Source organism: Massilia sp. NBRC 108631, from assembly GCF_059704565.1.
The window spans coordinates 17426-38425 of the sequence record NZ_BAAKJE010000265.1 but is presented as its reverse complement, the minus strand read 5'-3'; the positions used below and the strand labels follow the sequence as shown (position 1 = coordinate 38425).

14 protein-coding genes are annotated in these 21000 nt (G+C 66.5%); 12 read left to right on the top strand and 2 right to left on the bottom strand.

What is annotated here, in order from left to right:
* Positions 1 to 50 precede the first annotated feature (50 nt).
* The 6 genes from AC6H42_RS29120 to AC6H42_RS29095 all read left to right on the top strand — a co-directional run bounded on the left by AC6H42_RS29120 (position 51) and on the right by AC6H42_RS29095 (position 10431).
* Positions 51 to 1556, top strand: coding sequence for a hypothetical protein (locus AC6H42_RS29120; RefSeq protein WP_497549542.1), 1506 nt, complete (start codon positions 51 to 53; stop codon positions 1554 to 1556).
* A 188-nt stretch (positions 1557 to 1744) separates the two neighbouring features.
* Positions 1745 to 2983, top strand: a complete 1239-nt coding sequence (locus AC6H42_RS29115; protein WP_497549541.1) for a D-amino acid dehydrogenase — start codon at positions 1745 to 1747, stop codon at positions 2981 to 2983.
* Positions 2980 to 4788: an AI-2E family transporter gene (locus AC6H42_RS29110; RefSeq protein WP_497549540.1), complete on the top strand. Its 1809-nt coding sequence runs from the start codon at positions 2980 to 2982 to the stop codon at positions 4786 to 4788. The genes AC6H42_RS29115 and AC6H42_RS29110 overlap by 4 nt, the downstream gene beginning before the upstream one ends.
* Positions 4789 to 4907: 119 nt before the next feature.
* Positions 4908 to 6122, top strand: coding sequence for an ABC transporter substrate-binding protein (locus AC6H42_RS29105; protein WP_497549539.1), 1215 nt, complete (start codon positions 4908 to 4910; stop codon positions 6120 to 6122).
* A gap of 240 nt (positions 6123 to 6362) precedes the next feature.
* Positions 6363 to 9353, top strand: a complete 2991-nt coding sequence (locus tag AC6H42_RS29100) for a sensor histidine kinase (RefSeq protein WP_497549538.1) — start codon at positions 6363 to 6365, stop codon at positions 9351 to 9353.
* Positions 9354 to 9459: 106 nt separating this feature from the next.
* Positions 9460 to 10431 carry an alpha/beta fold hydrolase gene (locus AC6H42_RS29095; RefSeq protein ID WP_497549537.1) on the top strand — a complete coding sequence of 324 codons (972 nt, stop codon included), beginning with the start codon at positions 9460 to 9462 and terminating at the stop codon, positions 10429 to 10431.
* A 15-nt stretch (positions 10432 to 10446) separates the two neighbouring features.
* Here AC6H42_RS29095 and AC6H42_RS29090 read toward each other — a convergent pair whose 3' ends face one another.
* On the bottom strand, positions 10447 to 11091 hold the full coding sequence (locus AC6H42_RS29090) for a response regulator (protein WP_497549536.1): 645 nt from the start codon (positions 11089 to 11091) through the stop codon (positions 10447 to 10449).
* A gap of 72 nt (positions 11092 to 11163) precedes the next feature.
* Between AC6H42_RS29090 and AC6H42_RS29085 the strand changes: the two genes are divergently transcribed.
* The 4 genes from AC6H42_RS29085 to zwf all read left to right on the top strand — a co-directional run bounded on the left by AC6H42_RS29085 (position 11164) and on the right by zwf (position 16145).
* Positions 11164 to 11571 carry a cupin domain-containing protein gene (locus AC6H42_RS29085; RefSeq protein ID WP_057156705.1) on the top strand — a complete coding sequence of 136 codons (408 nt, stop codon included), beginning with the start codon at positions 11164 to 11166 and terminating at the stop codon, positions 11569 to 11571.
* Between the two features lie 53 nt (positions 11572 to 11624).
* Positions 11625 to 12413, top strand: a complete 789-nt coding sequence (locus AC6H42_RS29080) for an alpha/beta fold hydrolase (RefSeq protein WP_157201021.1) — start codon at positions 11625 to 11627, stop codon at positions 12411 to 12413.
* A gap of 156 nt (positions 12414 to 12569) precedes the next feature.
* Positions 12570 to 14618 carry a GDSL-type esterase/lipase family protein gene (locus AC6H42_RS29075; protein ID WP_497549535.1) on the top strand — a complete coding sequence of 683 codons (2049 nt, stop codon included), beginning with the start codon at positions 12570 to 12572 and terminating at the stop codon, positions 14616 to 14618.
* Between the two features lie 63 nt (positions 14619 to 14681).
* Positions 14682 to 16145, top strand: coding sequence for a glucose-6-phosphate dehydrogenase (zwf, locus tag AC6H42_RS29070; protein ID WP_057156707.1), 1464 nt, complete (start codon positions 14682 to 14684; stop codon positions 16143 to 16145).
* Between the two features lie 49 nt (positions 16146 to 16194).
* Here zwf and AC6H42_RS29065 read toward each other — a convergent pair whose 3' ends face one another.
* Positions 16195 to 16629, bottom strand: a complete 435-nt coding sequence (locus tag AC6H42_RS29065; RefSeq protein ID WP_200954005.1) for a DUF2177 family protein — start codon at positions 16627 to 16629, stop codon at positions 16195 to 16197.
* A gap of 331 nt (positions 16630 to 16960) precedes the next feature.
* Between AC6H42_RS29065 and AC6H42_RS29060 the strand changes: the two genes are divergently transcribed.
* Both AC6H42_RS29060 and AC6H42_RS29055 read left to right on the top strand, forming a co-directional pair.
* Positions 16961 to 19885 carry a TIM-barrel domain-containing protein gene (locus AC6H42_RS29060; RefSeq protein ID WP_497549534.1) on the top strand — a complete coding sequence of 975 codons (2925 nt, stop codon included), beginning with the start codon at positions 16961 to 16963 and terminating at the stop codon, positions 19883 to 19885.
* Between the two features lie 197 nt (positions 19886 to 20082).
* Entirely contained in the window at positions 20083 to 20997 is a 915-nt protein-coding gene (locus AC6H42_RS29055) for a GntR family transcriptional regulator (RefSeq protein ID WP_497549533.1), read from the top strand.
* Positions 20998 to 21000: the final 3 nt, after the last annotated feature.

Below are 21000 nucleotides of genomic sequence, written 5' to 3'. Positions count from 1 at the left end.
GTAATTTTACATAGGCTAAACTTTACAGCAACATTTGCCGTTAAGGAGGCATGACCTCCATCTCCACACTCTCAAACTGGCAGCCGCTCACCCCGCGCCTGCCCGCCGCGGGCGCGCCAAAAGCCGCTGCCACGGAAAACAAGTGGCCGGCGCCGTCCGCCATCGTCAACCTCAGTCCCGCCAGCATGGCCGCCGCCAAGCAAAGCGAAGCCGAAGAAGCGGCGCTGCCGCCCTCCACCGCCGCCCGCTTCAAAGGCCTGGGCGCGGCCATGCTGAGCCATTTCCGCACCGGCGCCGCCGTGCCGGTGGAGCAGGCCAAGCTGCCGGAAGCCGTGGACAACAAGTTCACGCTCAGCATTACCACCCGCAGCGGCGTCAAGGTTGACCTCAGCCTGGCCAGCCTGGATGACGGCATGGCCCTGCAAGTGAGCGCCAGCGCGGAGCTGAACGAGGACGAGCGCAATGCGCTGTCCAGCCTGGCCGCCGGCTTCCAGAACGCCATCGACGGCATGGCCATAAACGAGCCGCAGGTGCGCCTGGGCGCCCTGGCCCAGTTTGACAGCAAGTTCCTGCAGTCGGTGGAGTTCCACGCCGCCGTGAAGCAGTACACCGAGCCGCCCAGCACGCAGACGCTGGATTTCGTGGCCGATGGCAAGCAACGCAAGGTCAGCATCGGCGGCGCGTCCGGCTCGGCCGAGGTGAGCGTCGACACCAGCAAGATCGAGAGCCTGGGTACCAAGGAACAGCAGGCGAAGGCGATTGCAAGCTACTTGAAACAGTTCGACCAGGCGGCCGCGCGCGGCCGGGGCGATGCCGGGCTGATGACCATGTTCAAGGACGCGTTTTCCGACATGAGCCGCACCGCCACCCGCGAGGCGCCGCGCGATAACGGCCTGTCGCTGCCGGACAAGTGGACCCTGGCGCCGGAAGACCACGCGGTGCTGACCGGGCTGGCCGACTTCAGCGCCTCCGTCACCCAGTCGCCGAAGTGGCCCAACCCTCTGCGGCTCAGCGAAAAGGACAGTTTCGCCTACGAAGTGTCGCAAAACACCCGCACCGAAGGCGCGCGGCGCGACGACCGCGCCATTTCGCAGACCCAGCAGGCGCGGTTGACCGCCCAGTTCCATGAGCCGCCCAAGAAAGGTGGCGTCCTGAACCTGGACGTCACGCCGCAGTCGCAGAATTACACCTACCACCTGATCGACGACAGCGCCAGCAGCAAGGTCGAACTGGGCTACAAGGAAGGCAAGCTGTTCAAGGCCACGCTCCAGCAGAGCGCCAGCCAGTCCGAGCAGGTGCTGAAGTACGTGATGGGCAAGCAGACCTCCAACCAGACCATCCCTTCCGACTACAGTGTGGAGCGCGACCTGATGGCGTCGCTGGCGCCGTACCAGCCGGGCAAGTCGGACCGCAGCGACGAGCAGACCGGCGCGGCCAGGGTAGAACGGCGCGCGCAAAGCCTGTCAGCGCTGCGCGACACGGTCTTCCTGCTCGGCACACCGAGCGAGCTGGCCGCGCGCGCGGCAGAATACCGCCCGCTTGACTCAGGCCATTGACGCCCATTGAAAGCGGCAGCATGGTCCCTCCATGTCGGTCACAGTGCTGACGTTTGCCATCATCAACGCTCCGCAAAAGGCTGCGCCATAGCCGCCCCCTGCGCCGGCAAACGCCGGGTAGCCCCGCAGGCAGCCGGGCTGCCGGCGAAGAACCGCTCAGCAGCGGGATCGTGTAACATGCTTGTCCCATGAAGACAATCGCAGTCATCGGTGGCGGCATTACCGGCGTCACAACAGCCTATGCCCTGGCCAAGCGCGGCCTGGACGTCACTTTGTACGAGCGCCACCGCTATCCGGGCATGGAAACCTCGTTCGCCAACGGCGGCCAGCTGTCGGCCTCGAACGCCGAGGCCTGGAACCACTGGTCCACCGTAGTGAAGGGGCTGAAATGGATGTGGCGGCACGACGCGCCGCTGCTGGTGCGTCCCTCGCCCAGCTGGCACCAGCTGTCCTGGTTCGCCGAGTTCGTGCGCGCCATCCCGCGCTACCGCAGCAACACCATCGAAACCGCGCGCCTGGCCGTAGCGGCGCGCCAGCACTTGTACGCCTGGGCCGCCGCCGAGAACATCGATTTCGACCTGAAACGCAAGGGCATCCTGCACATCTACCACGACAAGGCCGGCTTCGACCACGCCGCGCAGGTCACGCGCCTGCTGGCGCAGGGCGGACTGGAGCGGCGCGCCGTCACGCCGGAGGAAATGCGCGCCATCGAGCCCACGCTGGCCGGCAGCTACTACGGCGGCTTCTACACCGAGAGCGACGCCAGCGGCGACATCCACAAATTCACGGTCGGCATGGCGGCCGCAAGCGAACGCCTGGGCGTGCGCTGCGTGTACGGACGCGACATCGGCCGGCTCTCGCTGGGCAGCCACGGCGTCACCGTGGAGGCGCAAGGGGCCCACCGCTACGACGGCATCGTGATCTGCGCCGGGAACGGCAGCCGCCGCCTGGGCGCCATGCTGGGCGACCATGTCAACGTCTACCCGGTGAAAGGCTATTCCATCACCGTCAACCTGACCACGCCGGAAAGCCAGCTCGGCGCTCCGCAGGTGAGCCTGCTCGACGACGCCACCAAGCTGGTGGCCAGCCGCCTGGGACAGGACCGCCTGCGCATTGCCGGCACGGCCGAATTCAACGGCATGAACCGCGACATCCGCGCCGACCGCATCCGCCCGCTGGTGGACTGGGTAGAGCGCTGTTTTCCCAGCGTCAGCACGCGCTCGGTGGTGCCGTGGGCCGGGCTGCGGCCCACCATGCCCGACATGATGCCCAGGGTAGGACGCGGGCGCGCACCGGGCGTGTTCTATAACACCGGCCACGGCCACCTGGGCTGGACGCTGGCCGCCGTCACCGCCGACGCGGTGGCCGACGCCGTGGCCAGCGCCGCGCAGCAGGCAACCGGACGCCGCCCAGCAAGCAGCGCATGATCAAGGCCATCCATATCATTTCCGGCAGCTGCGTGCTGGCCGTGCTGTACTTCGGCCGCGACGTGTTCCAGGCGCTGGCGCTAGCCGCCATCCTCAGCATCGCGCTGGCCCCGCTGACGCGGCGCTTTACCCGGATCGGCCTGGGCCGCGTGCCCGCCACCCTGGCCACCGTGATCCTCGCCGCCGTCTGCCTGGCCGGCCTGGCCGGAGCGCTGGTGTTCCAGTTGTCCGACCTGACCGCCGACGTGCCGCGCTACAAGCAGGCGCTGCAGGTGAAAGCCGAGCAGTTGCGGGTGCTGGCGGAACGGCCGTTCATTGCCCTGGAGGCGCGCCTGCAAAGCTCGGACGGCGCCGCAACGCCTGCCCCGGGTGTGTCCGCCAAGCAGGCGGGCCCAGCGGTGGCCGCGCCCGTGCTGGCCCGCCCCGGCATGCGCGACACCGTCACGCGCATGCTGTCCCAGGTATGGGGGCCGATAGGCCAGGCCGGCATCGTGCTGGTGCTGTTCATCTTCATCTCGCTGGAACACGAATCGCTGCAGGACCGCCTGATCCGGCTGGCGGGAAACGCCAGCCTCAGCCGGACAATGCAGACGCTGGTTGACGCCGGCCAGGGTATTTCGCGCTTCTTCTTCGCCCAGGTGGTGGTCAATATCTCGTTTGCGCTGGCCGTCACCGCCTGCCTGTGGGCGCTGCAGGTGCCGCACGCCGTGCTGTGGGGGGCGCTGAGCGGCATCCTGCGCTTCGTGCCCTACCTCGGCATGCTGATCGCCGGCGCCGCCATCGGCCTGTTCTCGGCCGCCGTCGATCCCGGCTGGGCGCTGGCCTTGTGGTGCATGGCCCTGTTCCTGGTGCTGGAGCTGCTGGTGGCCTACCTGGTCGAGCCGCGCGTGTACGGCCACAGCTCGGGCCTGTCGCCGCTGGCCGTGATCGTGGCGGCGCTGTTCTGGGGCGCCCTGTGGGGCCCGGTCGGCCTGATCCTGTCCACGCCGCTGACCCTGTGCCTGGTGGTGGCCGGGCGCCATGTGCCGGTGCTGGAGCCGCTCACCACGCTGCTGGGCGCCGCGCCCAGCGTCAGCGCCGCCCAGCGTTTCTACCAGCGCGCGCTGGCCGGCGACATCGCCGCCATCGTGCGCGACGGCCAAGCCATTTTGAAGCGCAGCAGCCTGGCGGCCTATTGCGACCGGGTGCTGATTCCGGCGCTGACGCTGGCCATCCCCGACATACAAACCGGCCGCATCGACGATGCCCAGCTGGACCGGCTGCGCAAGGCCATGGCCGAAGCCACCGAGGCGCTGACCGCGCCGGGCTCCGGCGGGCCGGGCCGGCGGCGCCCGGTGCCGCTGCTCGACACCAATGTCGGCGCCCACCTGCGCAAGCTGCGCCAGGCCCGTTCAGGCCAGTGGCAAGGCTCGCTGGACGTGCCGGCGCACTCGGTTTTCCTGTGCGCCGGGCTGGGCACGGACCGCGACGACTTTCTGACCGAATTGCTGGTGCGCGCGCTGAACGATGCCGGCGCGGATGCGCGCAGCATGGTGCTGAATGGGGACGGCGAGCACCCGGGCGAGGAAAAGGCCTACCTGGTCTCCGCCGTGATCCTGCCCTATCCCGAGGAGGCGGAACTGGGCGCCTGGCTGCAAGCGGTTGCCGACCTGCGCACCGGCTTGCCGGAGGCCAGCCTGGTCACCATCAAACTGCCGCTGGACGGCAAGCTCGCGCGCACGGCCGAGGCCTCCGTCGAGGCCGCAGTGGACTTGGTGCTGCAATCATTCGAACAGGCACGATCGTTTGCAGTGAGCGACCGGTAGATCCCCGCGCTGTAGTTGACATGCACCATATTCGGGCACAGACTTCCATCATGCATGCTGTCCGAACCACCCATGCTTCCCGCTTCAAGGCGCGTGCCCGGCAGTGGCAGGCGACGGGTATGCTGTTGGCCTGTTTCGCGCTGCCCGCTGCGGGCGCGGAACAACTGGTGATCGACTACGTGGTGTCCAACACCCCTCAGCGGACCGCGTGGCTACGCACCATCAACCAGTTCGCCGCCGCCAATCCGGATATCCAGATCACCCACAACGGCTATCCCCAGGAACAGTACAAGCGGGACTTCACCGCCGGCCTGCGCACGGGCCGGGCCGACCTGGCGTTCTGGTATGCGGGCGAACGCCTGCGCGACGCCGCCGACAACAAGCTGCTTACCCCGCTCGATGCGGACACGGTGGCGCTGTTAAAAAGGAAAAAATTCCACCCGGCGACCATCGAAGGCACCCGCATAGACGGCGAAGTCTACGGCTTCCCGCTGTACTACTACGTGTGGGGCCTGGTCTACCGCAAGTCCCTGTTCGAGCGCCTGCAACTGCAGCCACCCGCCACCTGGAGCGAATTCCTGCAGGTGTGCGAACGGCTGAAAGCTGCCGGCGTGGCGCCGCTGGCGGTCGGTGCGAAAAGCGGCTGGCCGGCGGCCGGCTGGTTCGACTACCTGAACCTGCGCATCAACGGCATCGACTTCCACCGCAAGCTGCTGCGCGGTGACGCGCGCTTCACCGACGCGCGGGTGCGGCAGGTGTTCGACGTATGGGGCGGCTTGCTGCGCAAGGGCTACTTCCTGGAAGCGACGATGGACCAGGAAATGGACCGCGTCCTGCCCTATCTGTACCGCAACCACGTCGGCATGATGCTGATGGGCAGCTTTATCGCGGCCAGGTTTCCAGAAGCGATCGCCGCCGACATGGGCTTCTTCGCTTTCCCGAACTACTCGCCAGCCATGCCGCCCTACGAAGAGGCGCCGCTCGATGTGCTGATCCAGCCCGCCGGCGGCATCAATCATGCAGCGCGCAAACGCTTTCTCACCTTCCTGGCCGAGAGCGGCTCGCTGCGCCACATCGCCGAAGCGGACCAGACCCTGGCGGCGCAGGCGGACCGGCCGCCGTCCTCCGTCCGGCTGGGCGAGGCCAGCAGCAGCATCCTCGGCAGTGCGGCAGGCCTGACCTATTTTTTCGACCGGGATGCCAAGGCCGAGCTGGTGGGACCGCTTTTCGATGGCCTGCGCCAATTCCTGAAAGCGCCCCATGACACGGATCAGGTCGTGCACCACATTGAAAGGGCGCGCCTGGGGGCGAAAGCCCCGGAGAGTCAACATTGACCGCATGGCAAGCGGTCGCCGCCCAGCGGCGTGCAAGGCCGCGTTCAGTATGGGGAGGCGCATGGCTACCGGGGTTTCCTCCTCGGCGTAGCGTTTCAGGGACCTGGCATCGGGACCGGCGCCGCCAGCGCAGCGCTGACTGGCAAATGCGAAGAAACATTCGATGCAGAATTAGCATTTCTGCGCCATCTTTCGTTACACTGTGCCCGGCCAACCAACAGCCTGAACATGCCCAGCTCCTTGTTTCGACTTCTCCTCCTGTTTTCCGTATTTGCACTGGCGGCGGCCCGCACCGCCGCCAGCCCGCTGCCCGGCTACGCCCACACGGCCTGGAACGGCCAGCGCGGTGCGCCGTCGGACGTGCTGCAGTTCACCCAGACCCCGGACGGCTGGCTGTGGCTGAGCTCCCCCAATGGCCTGTTCCGCTTCGACGGCGTGGACTTCCAGCGCATGGACAGCGTGCAGGGGCACCGCCTGCGCTCGGCCAGCGTACTGGGCCTGCTGACCACGCGCGACGGGCGGCTGTGGGTGGGCGACCGTTTCGGCGGCATCAGCGTGTTCGGCGCCAGGCGCATGAGCGTGTTTACGGAAACGGAAGGCCTGCCGCGCGGCGCGGTCATGACCATGACCGAAGGCCCGGATGGCAGCGTGTGGGCCGCCACCAGCACCGGTCTGGCCTACCTGGCGCCCGGCGCGGCACGTTTCCAGCGCGTCGGGCGCCAGGAAGGCCTGCCCGAAGCGCGCACCCGCCAAGTATTGTTCGGCCGCGGCGGCCGCCAGTGGGTGTCGGTCGAAGGCGGCATCTATTATCGCGACCCCGGCCAGGCCGGCTACCGGCGCGCCTGGCCCTACATCGACATGATGGCGATGGCCGAGGCGCCGGACGGCACGCTGTGGGGCTCGGACGGCGTCGACAAGCACTACCGCGTGCTGACCCGGCCGCCGCCGGGCAATCCGGCGCCGCTGGCCGAACTGGGCGGCAACGGCGCGCTGTTCGACCGCGACGGCAATATGTGGATACTCAAGGTGGACGCGCTGGAGCGCCGCCAGGCGCCCTACGTGGGCCAGGCCGCCGATGCCCGGCGGCTGACCAAGGCCACGGGCCTGAGCGGCCCCCTGCCCCAGACCGCGTTCGAGGACCGGGAAGGCAATTTGTGGATCGGCACCTCGGCCGGCCTGGACCGCCTGCGGCGCACGCGCATGCGCTCGCTACCGGTCGAGAAGGCATTCGACCGGCCCGGCGTGATCGGTGACGCGCGCGAGGGCGTCATTATCGGCGACTGGCGCCAGCCGGTGCGCCGCTACGGCCCCGGCGGCGCCATCGAAACGCTGGAACAGATGCGTTTGAGTTGCGCCTACCGTGCGCGCGACGGCAGCTTGTGGCTGGCCAACAACCAGGAACGCCGCGTGCGCAGCCCGTCGGGGGCAGTGACGCGGCTGCCTCACCCCGAGCATTTACGCGGGCTGGACATACAAGCCATGACGGTCGACGGCGCGGGGCGCATGTGGGCCTCGGTGTCGCGCCAGGGCGTGTTCCTGATCGAAGACGGCGACTGGCGCAAGGCCGGCGGCCTGCAGGGCATGCCCGACGGCACGGCCACGGCGCTCGCCACCGACCGCGCCGGCCGCGTCTGGGCGGGCTACCTGCGCAACCGCATCGCCCTTATCGACGGCGCGCGCGTGCAGGTGTTCGGCCAGGACGACGGCCTGGACCTGGGCAATGTCCAGTCGCTGCTGGCCGACGGCCCGCGCCTCTGGGCCGGCGGGCAAAACGGCCTGGCCTGGTACGACGGGCAGCGCTGGCACAGCGTGCGCCCTGCAGACGGGCAGGTGTTTCGCGGCATCTCCGGCATGGCGCGCACCGCCGCCGGCGAGCTGTGGCTGCATGGTTCGGACGGCGTCACGCGCATTGCCGCCGCCGACCTCGAGCACTTGGTGCGCGTGCCAGGGCAACCGTTGTCCTACGAGCGCTTCAACGCGCTCGACGGCCTGGTCGGCAGCGCAGAACAGCTGCGCCCCTTGCCGTCGCTGACCCAAAGCCAGGACGGACGGCTCTGGTTCGCCTCCGCCAGCGACGTCAGCAGCATCGACCCGGCCCGCATCGCGCGCAACCGGCTGGCCCCGCCCGTGGAGATCCTGTCACTGCGGTCGGGAGAAATCTCCCACCCGGTCCGCAACGGCTTGCAACTGCCGACCGGCAGCCGCGACCTGCAAATTGCCTACACGGCCCTGGGCCTGGCCGTGCCGGAGCGGGTCAATTTCCGCTACAAGCTCGAAGGCGTCGATGAGCGCTGGCAGAATGCCGGCACGCGCCGCGAGGCCTTCTACACCAACCTGCGTCCCGGCGCCTACCGTTTCCAGGTACTGGCCGCCAACGAGGACGGCGTGTGGAACGAAGCCGGCGCCACGCTGGAACTGCAGATTCCGCCCCGCTTCGTCGAAACCGGCTGGTTCACCATGCTGCTGGTGCTGCTGGGCGCGATGCTGCTGGCGGGCCTGTACTGGCTGCGCATGCGCCACCTGACCTTCCGCATGCGCGACTTGATGCAGGAGCGCCTGGCCGAGCGCCAGCGCATCGCGCGCGGCCTGCACGACACCCTGCTGCAAAGCGTTCAGGGCCTGATCATCTTTTTCGACAACCAGGCCAGCAAGCTGCCGCTCGATTCCGAAGAGCGCGGCAAGGTCGAACAGACCCTGGAACTGGCGGACGCGCTGATGTCCGAAGGCCGGGACTGCATATCCGACCTGCGCGCCGCCAGTGAGCCGGAAGACCTGGGCCAGCGCCTGATCCAGTACGGCAGCGTGATGCTGCACGACCGCTTCCAGGCCACCATCCACGGCGAGCCGCGCGTCCTGGTGCCGCGCGTATACGAGGAAGTCCACGCGATCGCCCGCGAGGCCCTGTTCAACGCGGCGCGCCACGCCCACGCCTGCCAGGTGCAGCTGATACTCGACTACCGGCCGGACGCGCTGATCGTGATGGTGCGCGACAACGGCTGCGGCATACCGCCCACGCAGTCGCCCACCTGCGGGCCGCCCGGCCACTACGGCCTGGTCGGCATGCGCGAGCGGGCCGCGGCCATAGGCGCGGCGTACACGCTGGTGTCCGCGCCAGGCAAGGGCACCTCGGCGCACCTGGAAGTGCCCGGCGAGCGGGCCTATCCCGGCCAGCGTTCGGCGGCCCTGTTCACGCGCCTGCTGCAACGGCGCCGCGCGGCCGGCCCGGGGTAGCTTTCGATACCTCAAAAGAGCGATAGCGCTTCCACTCGTCCTGACGATGCCGGCCCAGCCGGCGCTGGCTACACTGATGCCAGTCACCAGATGAGAGGAAACACCCATGAGCCAACACCCCCGACCTGACCTGCGCCGCCGCAACATGCTGATGAGCGCCGCCACGGCCGCCGCCAGCACCGCCGCCGTCTCGCTGAACGCCACCGCCGCGCCGGCCGGCAGACCCGCCAACACGCCCGCCCGCGCAGGCGGCCAGCTGACCACGCGCGACGGCGTCACCCTGTACTACAAGGACTGGGGCCCCAAAAACGGCCAGCCGGTGGTGTTCAGCCATGGCTGGCCACTGAGCTCGGACAGCTGGGAATCGCAGATGCTATTCCTGAGCAACCAGGGCTTTCGCTGCATCGCCCACGACCGGCGCGGCCACGGCCGCTCCAGCCAGCCGTGGGACGGCAACGACATGGATCACTACGCCGACGACCTGGGCCAGCTGCTGGACGCGCTGGACCTGAAGAATGCCGTGCTGGTAGGCTTTTCCACCGGCGGCGGCGAAGTGGCGCGCTACGTGGGCCGCCACGGCACGCGGCGCGTGGCCAAACTCGCGCTGGTGTCGGCCGTACCGCCGCTGATGCTGAAGACCGCCGACAACCCGGGCGGCCTGCCGATCGAAGTGTTCGACGGCATCCGCGCCGGCTCGCTGGCCAACCGCGCGCAACTGTACCGGGATATCGCCTCCGGTCCCTTCTTCGGCTTCAACCGCCCGGGCGCCAAGGTTTCACAGGGCCTGATCGACAGCTGGTGGATGCAGGGCATGATGGGCGGCCACAAGAACACCTTCGACTCGATCAAGGCCTTCTCGGAAACCGACTTCCGCGCCGACTTGCGCAAGTTCGACAAGCCGACGCTGGTGATCCACGGCGACGACGACCAGATCGTGCCGCTGGACGCATCCGGCCGCGCTTCGGCCGCCATCGTCAAGCACGCCAAGCTGCTGGTCTATCCGGGCGCGCCGCACGGCCTGACCGACACCCACAAGGACCGTGTCAACAGCGACCTGCTGGCCTTCATCAAGGGCTAGCCGGGAAGCGCGCAGCTACAGCGCGAGGATGCCGCGCCGGGCGGCGATGGCAACCGCGTGGGTGCGGTCGCGGGCATCGAGCTTGGACAGGATGGTGCGGATATGCGACTTCACGGTTTCCTCGGCGATCCCGAGGTGGACCGCGATGGCCTTGTTGCCGTTGCCGGCGGCGGCACTGCGCAGCACCTCCACTTCCCGCTCGCTCAGGCTCGGCTGCCCCAGGTGTTCGGCCAGCGCGCACGCCACATCCGGCGGTATCCAGCGCCGGCCGGCATGCACGGCGCGAACGGCATCGAGCAGTTCCTTGCGCAGGCTGGTTTTGAGCAGGAAACCGGAGGCGCCCAGCTCCATGGCCCGGCGCATCTGGTGATCGCCTTGCATGGCGGTCAGCATGATCACCCGGGCATGGCTGTGCAGGCGCCGGATCGCTTCCAGCGCCTGCACGCCATCCATCTCAGGCATCGCCACGTCCATGATGGTGAGGTCCGGCCGCAGCGTCTCGAACGCCTCCACGGCGCGCGCGCCGTTATCAAGCTCGCCGGCCACGCACATATCGGGCTGGCTGGAAATGATGTCGCCCAAGCCCGCCCTGATCATGGGGTGGTCGTCGACGATGAGGATGCGGATCGGCGTGGTGCTGGATGGTGCGGTACTGCTCAAGGACGATGCTCCATGTAGAAGGTAAAAAACTAACACGCATTGTAAACACTCCAACCCAAGCCAGGAGAATTCATGAACCGATTTACCCAATTCACTGCCGCCGCGGCATCGCTGCTGCTGGCCACCGCCGTCCAGGCGCAGGCGCCCGCGCCGAAGTTCGACGCCAAGGGCATTGCCCGCACAGAGACTGTGCGCAGCGCCTTCGACGCCGAACGCGAGGCGATCCAGGTGCGCGTCGACTTCAAACCGGGTGCCTCGTTCCCGCTGCATTCGCATCCCGGCGCTGAAATCGCCTATGTGCTGAGCGGCAGCATCGAGTACGTACTGGAGGGCAAAACCGTCCGCCTGCAGGCCGGCGAGTCGCTCTTCATTCCGGCCGGCGCCAGGCATTCGGCCACCAACGTCGGCGCCGAGGTGTGTTCCGAACTGGCCACCTACGTGGTCGACAAGAACCAGCCCATCGTCATTCTAGCCAAGTGACCATCCCGATATCAGCAGGCACCCGCGCAAACCCACCATAGAAAGCTATCGCCATGAAAATCATCAACAAGCTCGCCCTCACCCTGTCCGTCATCGGTAGCGCCGCAGGCGGCGCCAGCGCCGCGCCCGCAGCGGACATCAAGCCTACCGTCATTCTCGTGCACGGCGCCTTCGCCGACTCGGCCAGCTGGAACGGCGTGGCCGCCAAGCTGCGCAGCGACGGCTACCAGGTCATCGGCGCCGCCAATCCGCTGCGCAGCGTCAAGGGCGACGCAAGCTCGGTTGCCAACGTCGTCAAGAGCGTCAAGGGTCCGGTGGTGCTGGTCGGCCATTCCTACGGCGGCGCCGTGATTTCAGCAGCCGCCAACGGCCAGGCCAACGTCAAGAGCCTGGTGTACGTGGCGGCTTTCGCGCCGGACCAGGGCGAAACCGCGCTGGAGCTGTCCGGCCGCTATCCCGGCGGCACGCTGGGCAGCGCCCTGGCCGAGCCGGTCGCCCTGCCCGACGGCGGCAAGGACTTCTACATCCAGCAGGACAAATTCCACCAGCAGTTCGCCGCCGACGTGCCAAAAGCGCAGGCTGAACTGATGGCCGTGGGCCAGCGTCCGATCGCCGAAGCCGCCCTGACCGAAGCGGCAGGCGCTCCTGCTTGGAAAAACCTGCCGTCCTACTTCATCTACGGCACCGCCGACAAGAACATCCCTGCAGCAGCGCTGGGCTTCATGGCGGAACGCGCCAAGTCGCGCAAGACCGTCGCGGTTGCCGGTGCCTCCCATGTGGTGATGACCTCGCATCCAGACGCCGTGGCCAAGCTGATCGAAGAAGCCGCGCAGGCGAAGTAAGACCTTCAGTCCGACGTATCAGCACCCGAAATTGGTTGACCAGTTGCAGGCAAACGCCTACCATGGTCAGGCCAATTTTACTTGAGCCGGCCGCACAGCGGCCGGCCCGGAGCCGACGCCACGCTGCCCCCGCGGACTGATATCTCGACTGGAAATATGACGCTCACCTTGCACCCCGCCGCATTGCTGGCAGTTTCGCTATTGCTCTTCACGCTCCCCGGCCGGGCCCAGACCCCGGCCGGGCAGCACTACGACTTCACCAGCCAGCCGGCGCCGGGCGCGGTTGCCCTGCACGCCAAAACGCCCCCCTTGTACAGCACCGCCACCGGCTACGGCTTCGTCGGCCAAAGCGGTGCCTTGCCGGCCCGCGCCGTGCACACAGCGCCGATCCGGCACGAGCGCGAGGGCTATGTCATTACCGAGCCGGCCGTCGATCCCAACGCCGCAACCGACCACTACAACAATTTCGGCATGGTCTTCCGCGTCAAGGCCGCGCCGGGCGCCTACGCGATCCGGGTGCGCACAACAACCGGCGCGGCGGATGCCATCGTGTCGATCAGCGGCATGCAGACCAGCCGCCTGACCGCGCCGGTGTTCTGGGACGCAGCCGGCTTGATGCCCAACCATACCCGGATGACCGTGGCGGGGCGTGACTGGTCCTACCGCTACGTGAACGGGCGCGAGTTCATCGATATCGAGATTGAACCGAGGCGCGCCGGCGTGGCCGTGGGCTTGTCCGAAATCGTGCTGACGCCGATTCCGCCCCGGCAGCGCCCCGCCGCCACCCTGCCTGCGATCTTCATCCTGGGCGACTCGACCGTTAAGTCCTACACCTTCGACGAAGCGCCGATGAGCGGCTGGGGGCAGGTGTTGGACCAGCTGTTCGATCCCGGCAAAGTTCGCGTGATTAACTATTCGATGGGCGGCCGCTCCTTCCGCAGCGCCTACGCCGAAGGCCGCCTGAACGACCTGCTGCTGGCAGGCAGCATCGGCGACACCGTCATGGTCCAGTTCGGCCACAACGACGAAAGCACCGACGAGACGCGCCGCTTCGGCCGCGGTTCCAGCGAGGCGATGTATGAAGAGTTCATCCGCGCGGTCTACCTGCCTGCGATCCGCGCCCGGGGCATGCAGCCGGTGTTCGTCACGCCGATGTCGCGCGTGAACGGCAACCAGAAGCCCGGCGAACCTTACGCCGATTCCTTCAGCAAGCGCCGTTTCCCGGACCTGATGAGAAAGCTGGGCGCTGAACTGGGCGTGCCGGTGGTGGACCTCAATGCCCGCAGCGTGGCGTACTACAACGCCGCAGGACGCGAAGCCATCACCGCCATGGTCATGTCGATCGAGGCCGGCGAGACGCCGGGCAAAACCAACGACGGCAGCTACGCCAATGGCCATCCCGCCAACAAGATCGACGGCACGCACTTCAAGGAGGCTTTGTCGAAACAGTATGCGCGCATGGTGGCCATCGAGTTGGCGCGCCTTGCCGCGCAGGGCGATCCGGTGGCCGCAGGCATCACTTCCCAATTGAGTCCCAAAGTCCGCCATGCGCTGGCCGCAAACGACTGGTCCGCAGTGCATCCGGAAATCGCGAACGATATCGTCGCCGGCAGCGGCGCCTACTACCGCAACCAGGTTGAGAAGCTGATCCAGCTCGGCGCGTTCACCAAGGACACGCAGGGCAATTTCAGGCCGCAGGAGGCCATGCAGGCCAGGGAATTCGCTGCGGCGCTGGCCCTGCTGCTGCGCCTTCCCGCCGGTGCGGTAGCGGCGCCGCCGGAAGGCACGTTGACACGGGAAACGATGGGCGCGCTCCTGCTCGAAGCCTATCGCGCGAGGTTCGGCACGCAGTCCCTCGCCAGGCCGGCCTACATGACGGACTACAACGGCAAGACCATCGTTCCGGGCAGCCCCGGCTACGATCCGAACCTAGATAGCGGCGCACAGGGCGCGATGTACTACCCGCTCGTGCGCTGGGAGCAGTTGCAAGACACCGCCGACGTATCGGCGGCCAACGCGCAAACGCTCCGGGAAGCCTATGAACTGGGGCTGATGCGGTCCGAGAGCGGCATCGAGCGCGGCCGCATGCTCAATGGCCGCACGCTGGAGCCGGGAGCGCTCGTCACCCGCGCCAAGGCGGCCAAGGCCCTGTACTTCATGTGGGTTCTGGCGCAGCCGCCCAAGGCCGAGAATGACGCACGCTGAAGCGCGCCATGCTGCAAGGCTGGTATAGTTACTTCCCGTACCTACCATCCTCCAGCCAGATACATGACTTCGACCGTTCAATCTGATACCAGCCTGCCCCTCGACATGATTATTTTCGGAGGGATGGGCGACCTCGCAATGCGCAAGCTGCTGCCAGCGCTGTACATGGCCCACCTGCACGGCAACCTGCCGCCAGCGACCCGCATCATTTCCACCGGCCGCCAGGACTTCGGCCGCGAAGCCTACCTCGCCTTCGTCGAGGAGCATTCGCGCTCCTTTATCACTGGCGGCAACTTCACCGAAGAAGCGTGGGGCAGCTTCCTGCGCCTGCTCGAATTCGTCCGCCTGGACGTGCAGCAGGACGGCCTGGACGCGCTGGCAAGCGTTTCGCGCGCCGGCGCTGAGCGCGTGTTCTATCTGGCCACGGCCCCGTCGCTGTTCACCACCATTTGCGACAAGCTGGCCGCAGCGGGCCTGGTGGACCGCAACGCGCGCGTGGTGCTGGAAAAGCCGCTCGGCCGCGACCTGGCGTCCGCCGTTGAGATCAACGAGGCGGTGGGCAAGCATTTCGAAGAATCGCAGATCTACCGCATCGACCATTACCTGGGCAAGGAAACCGTACAGAACCTGATGGTCCTGCGCTTTGGCAACTCCATCCTGGAGCCGCTGTGGCGTGCGCCGAATATCTCCAGCGTCCAGATCACGGTAGCCGAGGAAGTGGGCGTGGGCAGCCGCGCGGGTTTCTACGACAGCACCGGCGCCATGCGGGACATGGTGCAGAACCACCTGCTGCAGCTGTTGTGCATCATCGCCATGGAGCCCCCCGCTTCGCTGGCCCCGGATGCCGTGCGCGACGAAAAGCTCAAGGTATTGCGCTCGCTGCGCCGTTTCAGCCTGGCCGGCATCGCGCGCGACACGGTGCGCGGCCAATATGTGCGCGGCGCCAACGGTAGCCAGGAAGTGCCAGGCTATTTGGAAGAGCCCAATGTCCCGGCCGGCAGCAGCACGGAAACCTTCGTGGCGCTGCGCACCTATGTCGACACCTGGCGCTGGTCCAAGGTACCGTTCTACCTGCGCACCGGCAAGCGCATGCAGAGCCGCTCGTCCAAGATCGTGGTGGAATTCGCCAACCCGCCATTCCCCCTGTTCCCCGAGAATCCGGGCGGGGTCGCCAACCGGCTGGTGATCGAACTGCAGCCGGACGAAGCGATCAAGCTGCAGGTCATGGCCAAGCAGCCAGGCAGCGGCATGCAGATGCAGCAGGTGGCGCTGAATCTGGACTTGCAGTCCGCCTTTTCGCAGCGGCGCGCCGAGGCGTACGAGCGGCTGCTGATCGACGTGGTGCGCGGACGCCTTACCCACTTCATGCGGCGTGACGAACTGGAAGCGGCGTGGGAATGGGTCGAGCCCATCATCAACGGCTGGGGCACCCTGGCCGAAAAGCCCTGCAAGTACGCTGCCGGCACCTGGGGCCCGTCCGAATCGTTCGCGCTGCTGGCGCGCGACGGGTTTGCCTGGGTCGAGTAGCGCATCGCAGCGCTGCCGCGGCCTAGCTGGGCCCCTTGCGCAGGTGGGGTCAGCCCCAGCGGCTGGCGGCCAGCCAGCCGGCGGCGGCGGCAATCGCAGTCAATAGCGCGCCCCAGCCGATATCGAGCAGCGACAGGCCAAGCGGCCATGCCTTGAGGATGGAGTAGTTGGTCAAGTCATAGGTGGCGTAGGCGATGAAGCCGAGCACCGCCCCGTGCAGGGCGGCCGTCTGCCAGCTCAGCGCCCGCAATCCAGGCGCGACCGCCAAAAACACGATGCCAGCCGCGTACACCAGGTAGAACGCCGCGGCGGCCATGAAGCGCGGCTGCGCCAGCATCAGATCCCCCAGCGCGGATTTGTAGGCCGGAGCCATGTAAAGTCCGATCCACAAGGCGTCGAGCGCCAGCATCGAGAGCAGCGTGCCGCCGTAGGCTAGCAGCCAGTGTTGCAAGCTGAATTCCTGAACTGGATCGGATGTGAGCATGAGTTATCCTCGGGTAGGCAACGAAGGTAGGCCCATGCTAGCAGGGCTGGCTGACGCGGTCGGTATGCCAAAGCACATTCAGGCCCCGCGCTGATGCCGCGACGGTAGCGGGAATCCCGCAACAAGGCGTTTTATTCAGGACGGTTTGTGATAGCATCTGCGTCGGTTCTTTATATATAGGGGACCGTCAGTTCCAATAAAAAAACAAGCACGACGGCGCTTGCTGGTGGTAAAGTCGTGTTATCGATATCAAATAAAATCAACCCCCGGGGTGCGTCCACGATTTTTGGAAGCCGTGCCGCCGCCGGTCCTCCAGAGACAAGGGAAACAGATGGGAAAAAATACTACGCTGCCGGCGCTCGCGCTAGTCACCGCGCTGGCATCGGCAACTGCGGCAGCGGCACCAACTCCTCCGGCCGGCCTCGACGCCAATGGACACATGGCTGCCACCGCCGGAACACCCTCCGCCACGCCATTCGGCTACAGCTTGATCGAGCACGGCGTACAGGTCCGGGTGGGTAACGTGACCAAGAACGTGATCTTTTATGGCCCCAGGACGGTGCGCGTGAACGCCACGCTGGGCGAGAATTTCTGGCGCCATGCAAGCCTGGTTGTGACGCGCAAGCCAGCCGCCGTCGCCTTCAAGACGCGCGACAGCGCCGGTAGCCTCACGCTGGAAAGCAAACAGCTTCACATCGTCATCGACAAGTCGACTGGCGCCCTGACCTTCAAGGACGCCACCGGCAAACTCTACACACAGGAAAACCAGGCCGCGCCGCAAACGCTGAAGAAGATCGCCGTGTCCGGTGCACCGACCTACGAGGCCAGCAACAGCTTCACGCTCAAGCCCGAGGAAGCCATCTATGGTTTCGGCTTCACAGGCGAAGGCGAGATCAATCGCCGCAACAAGGAACTGCTGCTGGTGCAGACCAACATCGGAATCATCATCCCGGTCATGGTGTCGTCCGAACGCTACGGCATCCTGTGGGACAGCTACTCCAAGATGCGCTTCAAGGACTCGTCCGAAGGCGCCTCCCTGTGGGCGGAAAGCGCGCCGGGCGGCGTGGACTACTACTTCATGGCGGGCGACACGCTGGACCAGGTGGTGGCCGGCTACCGTGACCTGACCGGCGCCGCGCCGATGTATCCAAAACAGGCCTTCGGCCTGTTCATGAGCAAGGAGCGCTACGAAACGCAGGCCCGCCTGCTGGAAGTGGCGCAAACCTTCCGCAAGGAACAGTTCCCGCTCGACTATATCGTGCAGGACTGGCAGTACTGGGGCGGCGACAAGGACGGCAGCTGGAGCGGCATGACCTGGAACCCTGAGCGCTTCCCCGATCCCAAGCGTCTGACCACGTCGCTGCATGACATGAACCTCAAGCTGATGGTGTCCATCTGGCCGTCGATCGGCAATGACACTGCGCTGGGCAAAGAACTCGACCAGCACGGCCTGCGCTTTGAACCGCTGCACTGGATTTCGAAAAAGGCCCGCATCTACGATGCCTTTAGCCCAGAGGGCAGGAAGATCTACTTCAAGCACATCAAGCAGGGCCTGCTCGACGCCGGCGTGGACGCGCTGTGGATGGACGGCACCGAGGTGGAAGTGGGTACGGCGGTCCATGACGCCGGTGAGACCGAACGCGACATCAAGGGACTCGGCAACAATGCCATGGGCGACTTCACCCGCTACCTGAATCCCTACTCCCTGATGACCACCATGGGCACTTACGAGGGACAACGGGCCAGCGGCAAGCAGCGCGTCCTTACCTTGACCCGCTCGGCCTGGGCCGGCGCGCAAAAGACGGCGGCCACTTCCTGGTCCGGCGATACGCGGGCCAGCTGGAAGACCTTGCAGGAACAGATCAACGGCGGCGTCAACGTCACCATCACCGGCAATCCATACTGGACCCAGGACAGCGGCGGCTTCTTCGTCTCGGACTTCCCGGGCGGCGAAAAGAACGCCTCGTACCGCGAACTGTATGCCCGCTGGCTGCAGTACGGCGCCTTCAATCCGCTAATGCGCATCCACGGCACCAACATCGAGCGCGAGCCCTACATCTTCAAGCAATCGGACCCCGAGATGTACAAGGCGCTGCGCGACGCGGTGCACCTGCGCTACCGGCTGCTGCCCTATATTTACAGCCTGAGCTGGAAAGTCACCAACGACGGCTACACGATGATGCGCGCCTTGCCGATGGATTTCCCGGACGACCGCAAGGTCCACAACATCAACGACGCTTTCCAGTTCGGGCCTTCGTTCCTGGTCCACCCTGTCACCCGTCAGATGTACAGGATTCCGCCGCCGCCCGCCACCACCATCCCGGCTACCGCACTGCGCACCCCGGACGGCAAACCGGGCCTGGCCGGGCAGTACTTCGAAGGCACGCGCTTCGAGTCGCCAAAGGGCCGCACCGTCGACGCCACCATCGACTTCCAGTGGCCGGGACCGCCCTTGGCGGACATTCCCGGCGATTTGAAAAGCCTGGAGAACTTCTCCGCGCGCTGGACCGGCAATATCGTGGCGCCCGAAGACGGCGAATACGACCTGGGCGTGGAAGGCGACGACGGCTTCCGCCTGTTCATCGACGGCAAGCTGGCGGTGGACGACTGGAACACCGGCGGCAGGCGCTACGTGGGCACGAAAGTCACGCTGAAGCAGGGCCAGAGCCTGCCCGTGACGCTGGAGTACTTCCAGGGCCTGTCGGACCGCAACTTGCGCCTGGCCTGGCGTACCCCGTCGCAGATTGCCGGCGCGGCCAACACCGCCGGCGTGCCGGACACCAGCATGCAGACCTACCTGCCCGCCGGCGGCGACTGGTACGACTTCTGGACGCACCAGCGCTTCGGCGGCGGCCAGACCGTGACCAGGGAAGTGCCGCTCGACGTGTTCCCGCTCTACGTGCGTGCCGGCGCCATCGTGCCGATGGGGCCCGTGGTCCAGTACGCAACCGAGCGCGCCGATGCGCCGCACGAGATCCGCATTTACCCCGGCGCCAGCGGCAAGTTCACCGTCTACGAAGACGACAACGAAACCTACGCCTACGAGAAGGGGCAGTACGCAACGTATGAGCTGGTGTGGAACGACGCAGCCAGGTCGCTGACGGTTGGCGCCCGCAAGGGAACCTACCCGGGCCTGGTCAAGTCGCGCAAGCTGAACCTGGTCCTGGTCGGCCCCGGCAACGCCACGGCAATCGAACCGGCGGCCGCCACCAGGTCGGTCACCTATTCGGGCCAGCCGCTGACGGTGAAGTTCTAGCCGCCTGGCGGTTCAAGCCGCGTGCAGCAGCGGACGCGCGGCATGGCCCGCAGCGGCCATTGTGCTTCCGCAGTGTATTCACGCAGTGTATTCAATCTATAATGTACAACCCATTCACAAGCCCGGGCGCGCCCCGGGCTTGGAGGTAAAATAGTGTTTCGTTTCCTATCCGCCGCCCTGGCGCCCACACCGAATAAATGGCCAAGCTTCCTATCACGACACGGCGCAGCATCAACCTGCTTCTGGATCACGCCGCCGAGCAGCTGAACATTGGCGACCCCTTGCCCACGGAAATGCGGATGACGGAAATCGTGGCCAGCAGCCGCACGGCCGTACGCAGCGCGCTGGCATACCTGGCCGAGCACGGACTGATCGCGGGCATGAAGCAGCGCTATCTGCTGCGCAAGCCCAGGCCTGACGATTACTTCGACGTATCCGAACTGCACAGCGCCACCGAGAAACTGCAGCAGGTACTGATGGAACGCATCTACGAGCGCGACCTGCCGCCGGGCGCGGAGTTCACCGAGGTGGAGCTGTCGCGCGCGGCAGGCGTGAGCACCATCGCCGTGCGCGAATTCCTGATCGGCTTCTCGCGCAACGGGCTGATCGAAAAGAACCCGCGCGGCGGCTGGCGGCTGTGCGCCTTCGACACGAAGTACGCGCAGGAACTGGGCGAGGTGCGCGAAATGTTCGAATTGAAGGCGATCGAACGTATTGCCGGCCTGGCGCCGGACGACCCGGTGTTTGCCCGCCTGCGCGAGCTGCTGGCGCGCCACGAAGCGCTGGGCAAGCTGCCGGCCGAGAACCACGCGGAATTTCCCGACCTTGACAGGGAGTTCCATACTTTCCTCATCGGGCTGCTGGACAATCGCTTCGCCGAGGGCCTGAACGACGCCGTCTCGATGGTGTACCACTACCATTACCAGTGGGACAAGCGCGACGAGATTCCGCGCAACCAGTACGCGCTGCAGGAGCATTTGGCCATCCTGCGCCCGCTCACCAAGGGCGACGTACCGGCCGCCATGGCTGCCATGCGCAGCCACCTGAACTCATCGCGCGCCACCATGCTGAGCGCGCTGCGCAAGCGGGAACACCAGGCACACCAGGCTTAATTG

Excerpts from the sequence above, each read along its gene's own strand:
- AC6H42_RS29120 (WP_497549542.1), top strand. The coding sequence starts at position 51 with ATGACCTCCATCTCCACACTCTCAAACTGGCAGCCGCTCACCCCGCGC.
- AC6H42_RS29115 (WP_497549541.1), top strand. The coding sequence starts at position 1,745 with ATGAAGACAATCGCAGTCATCGGTGGCGGCATTACCGGCGTCACAACA.
- AC6H42_RS29110 (WP_497549540.1), top strand. The coding sequence starts at position 2,980 with ATGATCAAGGCCATCCATATCATTTCCGGCAGCTGCGTGCTGGCCGTG.
- AC6H42_RS29105 (WP_497549539.1), top strand. The coding sequence starts at position 4,908 with ATGCTGTTGGCCTGTTTCGCGCTGCCCGCTGCGGGCGCGGAACAACTG.
- AC6H42_RS29095 (WP_497549537.1), top strand. The coding sequence starts at position 9,460 with ATGAGCCAACACCCCCGACCTGACCTGCGCCGCCGCAACATGCTGATG.
- AC6H42_RS29085 (WP_057156705.1), top strand. The coding sequence starts at position 11,164 with ATGAACCGATTTACCCAATTCACTGCCGCCGCGGCATCGCTGCTGCTG.
- AC6H42_RS29080 (WP_157201021.1), top strand. The coding sequence starts at position 11,625 with ATGAAAATCATCAACAAGCTCGCCCTCACCCTGTCCGTCATCGGTAGC.
- AC6H42_RS29075 (WP_497549535.1), top strand. The coding sequence starts at position 12,570 with ATGACGCTCACCTTGCACCCCGCCGCATTGCTGGCAGTTTCGCTATTG.
- zwf (WP_057156707.1), top strand. The coding sequence starts at position 14,682 with ATGACTTCGACCGTTCAATCTGATACCAGCCTGCCCCTCGACATGATT.
- AC6H42_RS29065 (WP_200954005.1), bottom strand. The coding sequence starts at position 16,629 with ATGCTCACATCCGATCCAGTTCAGGAATTCAGCTTGCAACACTGGCTG.
- AC6H42_RS29060 (WP_497549534.1), top strand. The coding sequence starts at position 16,961 with ATGGGAAAAAATACTACGCTGCCGGCGCTCGCGCTAGTCACCGCGCTG.
- AC6H42_RS29055 (WP_497549533.1), top strand. The coding sequence starts at position 20,083 with ATGGCCAAGCTTCCTATCACGACACGGCGCAGCATCAACCTGCTTCTG.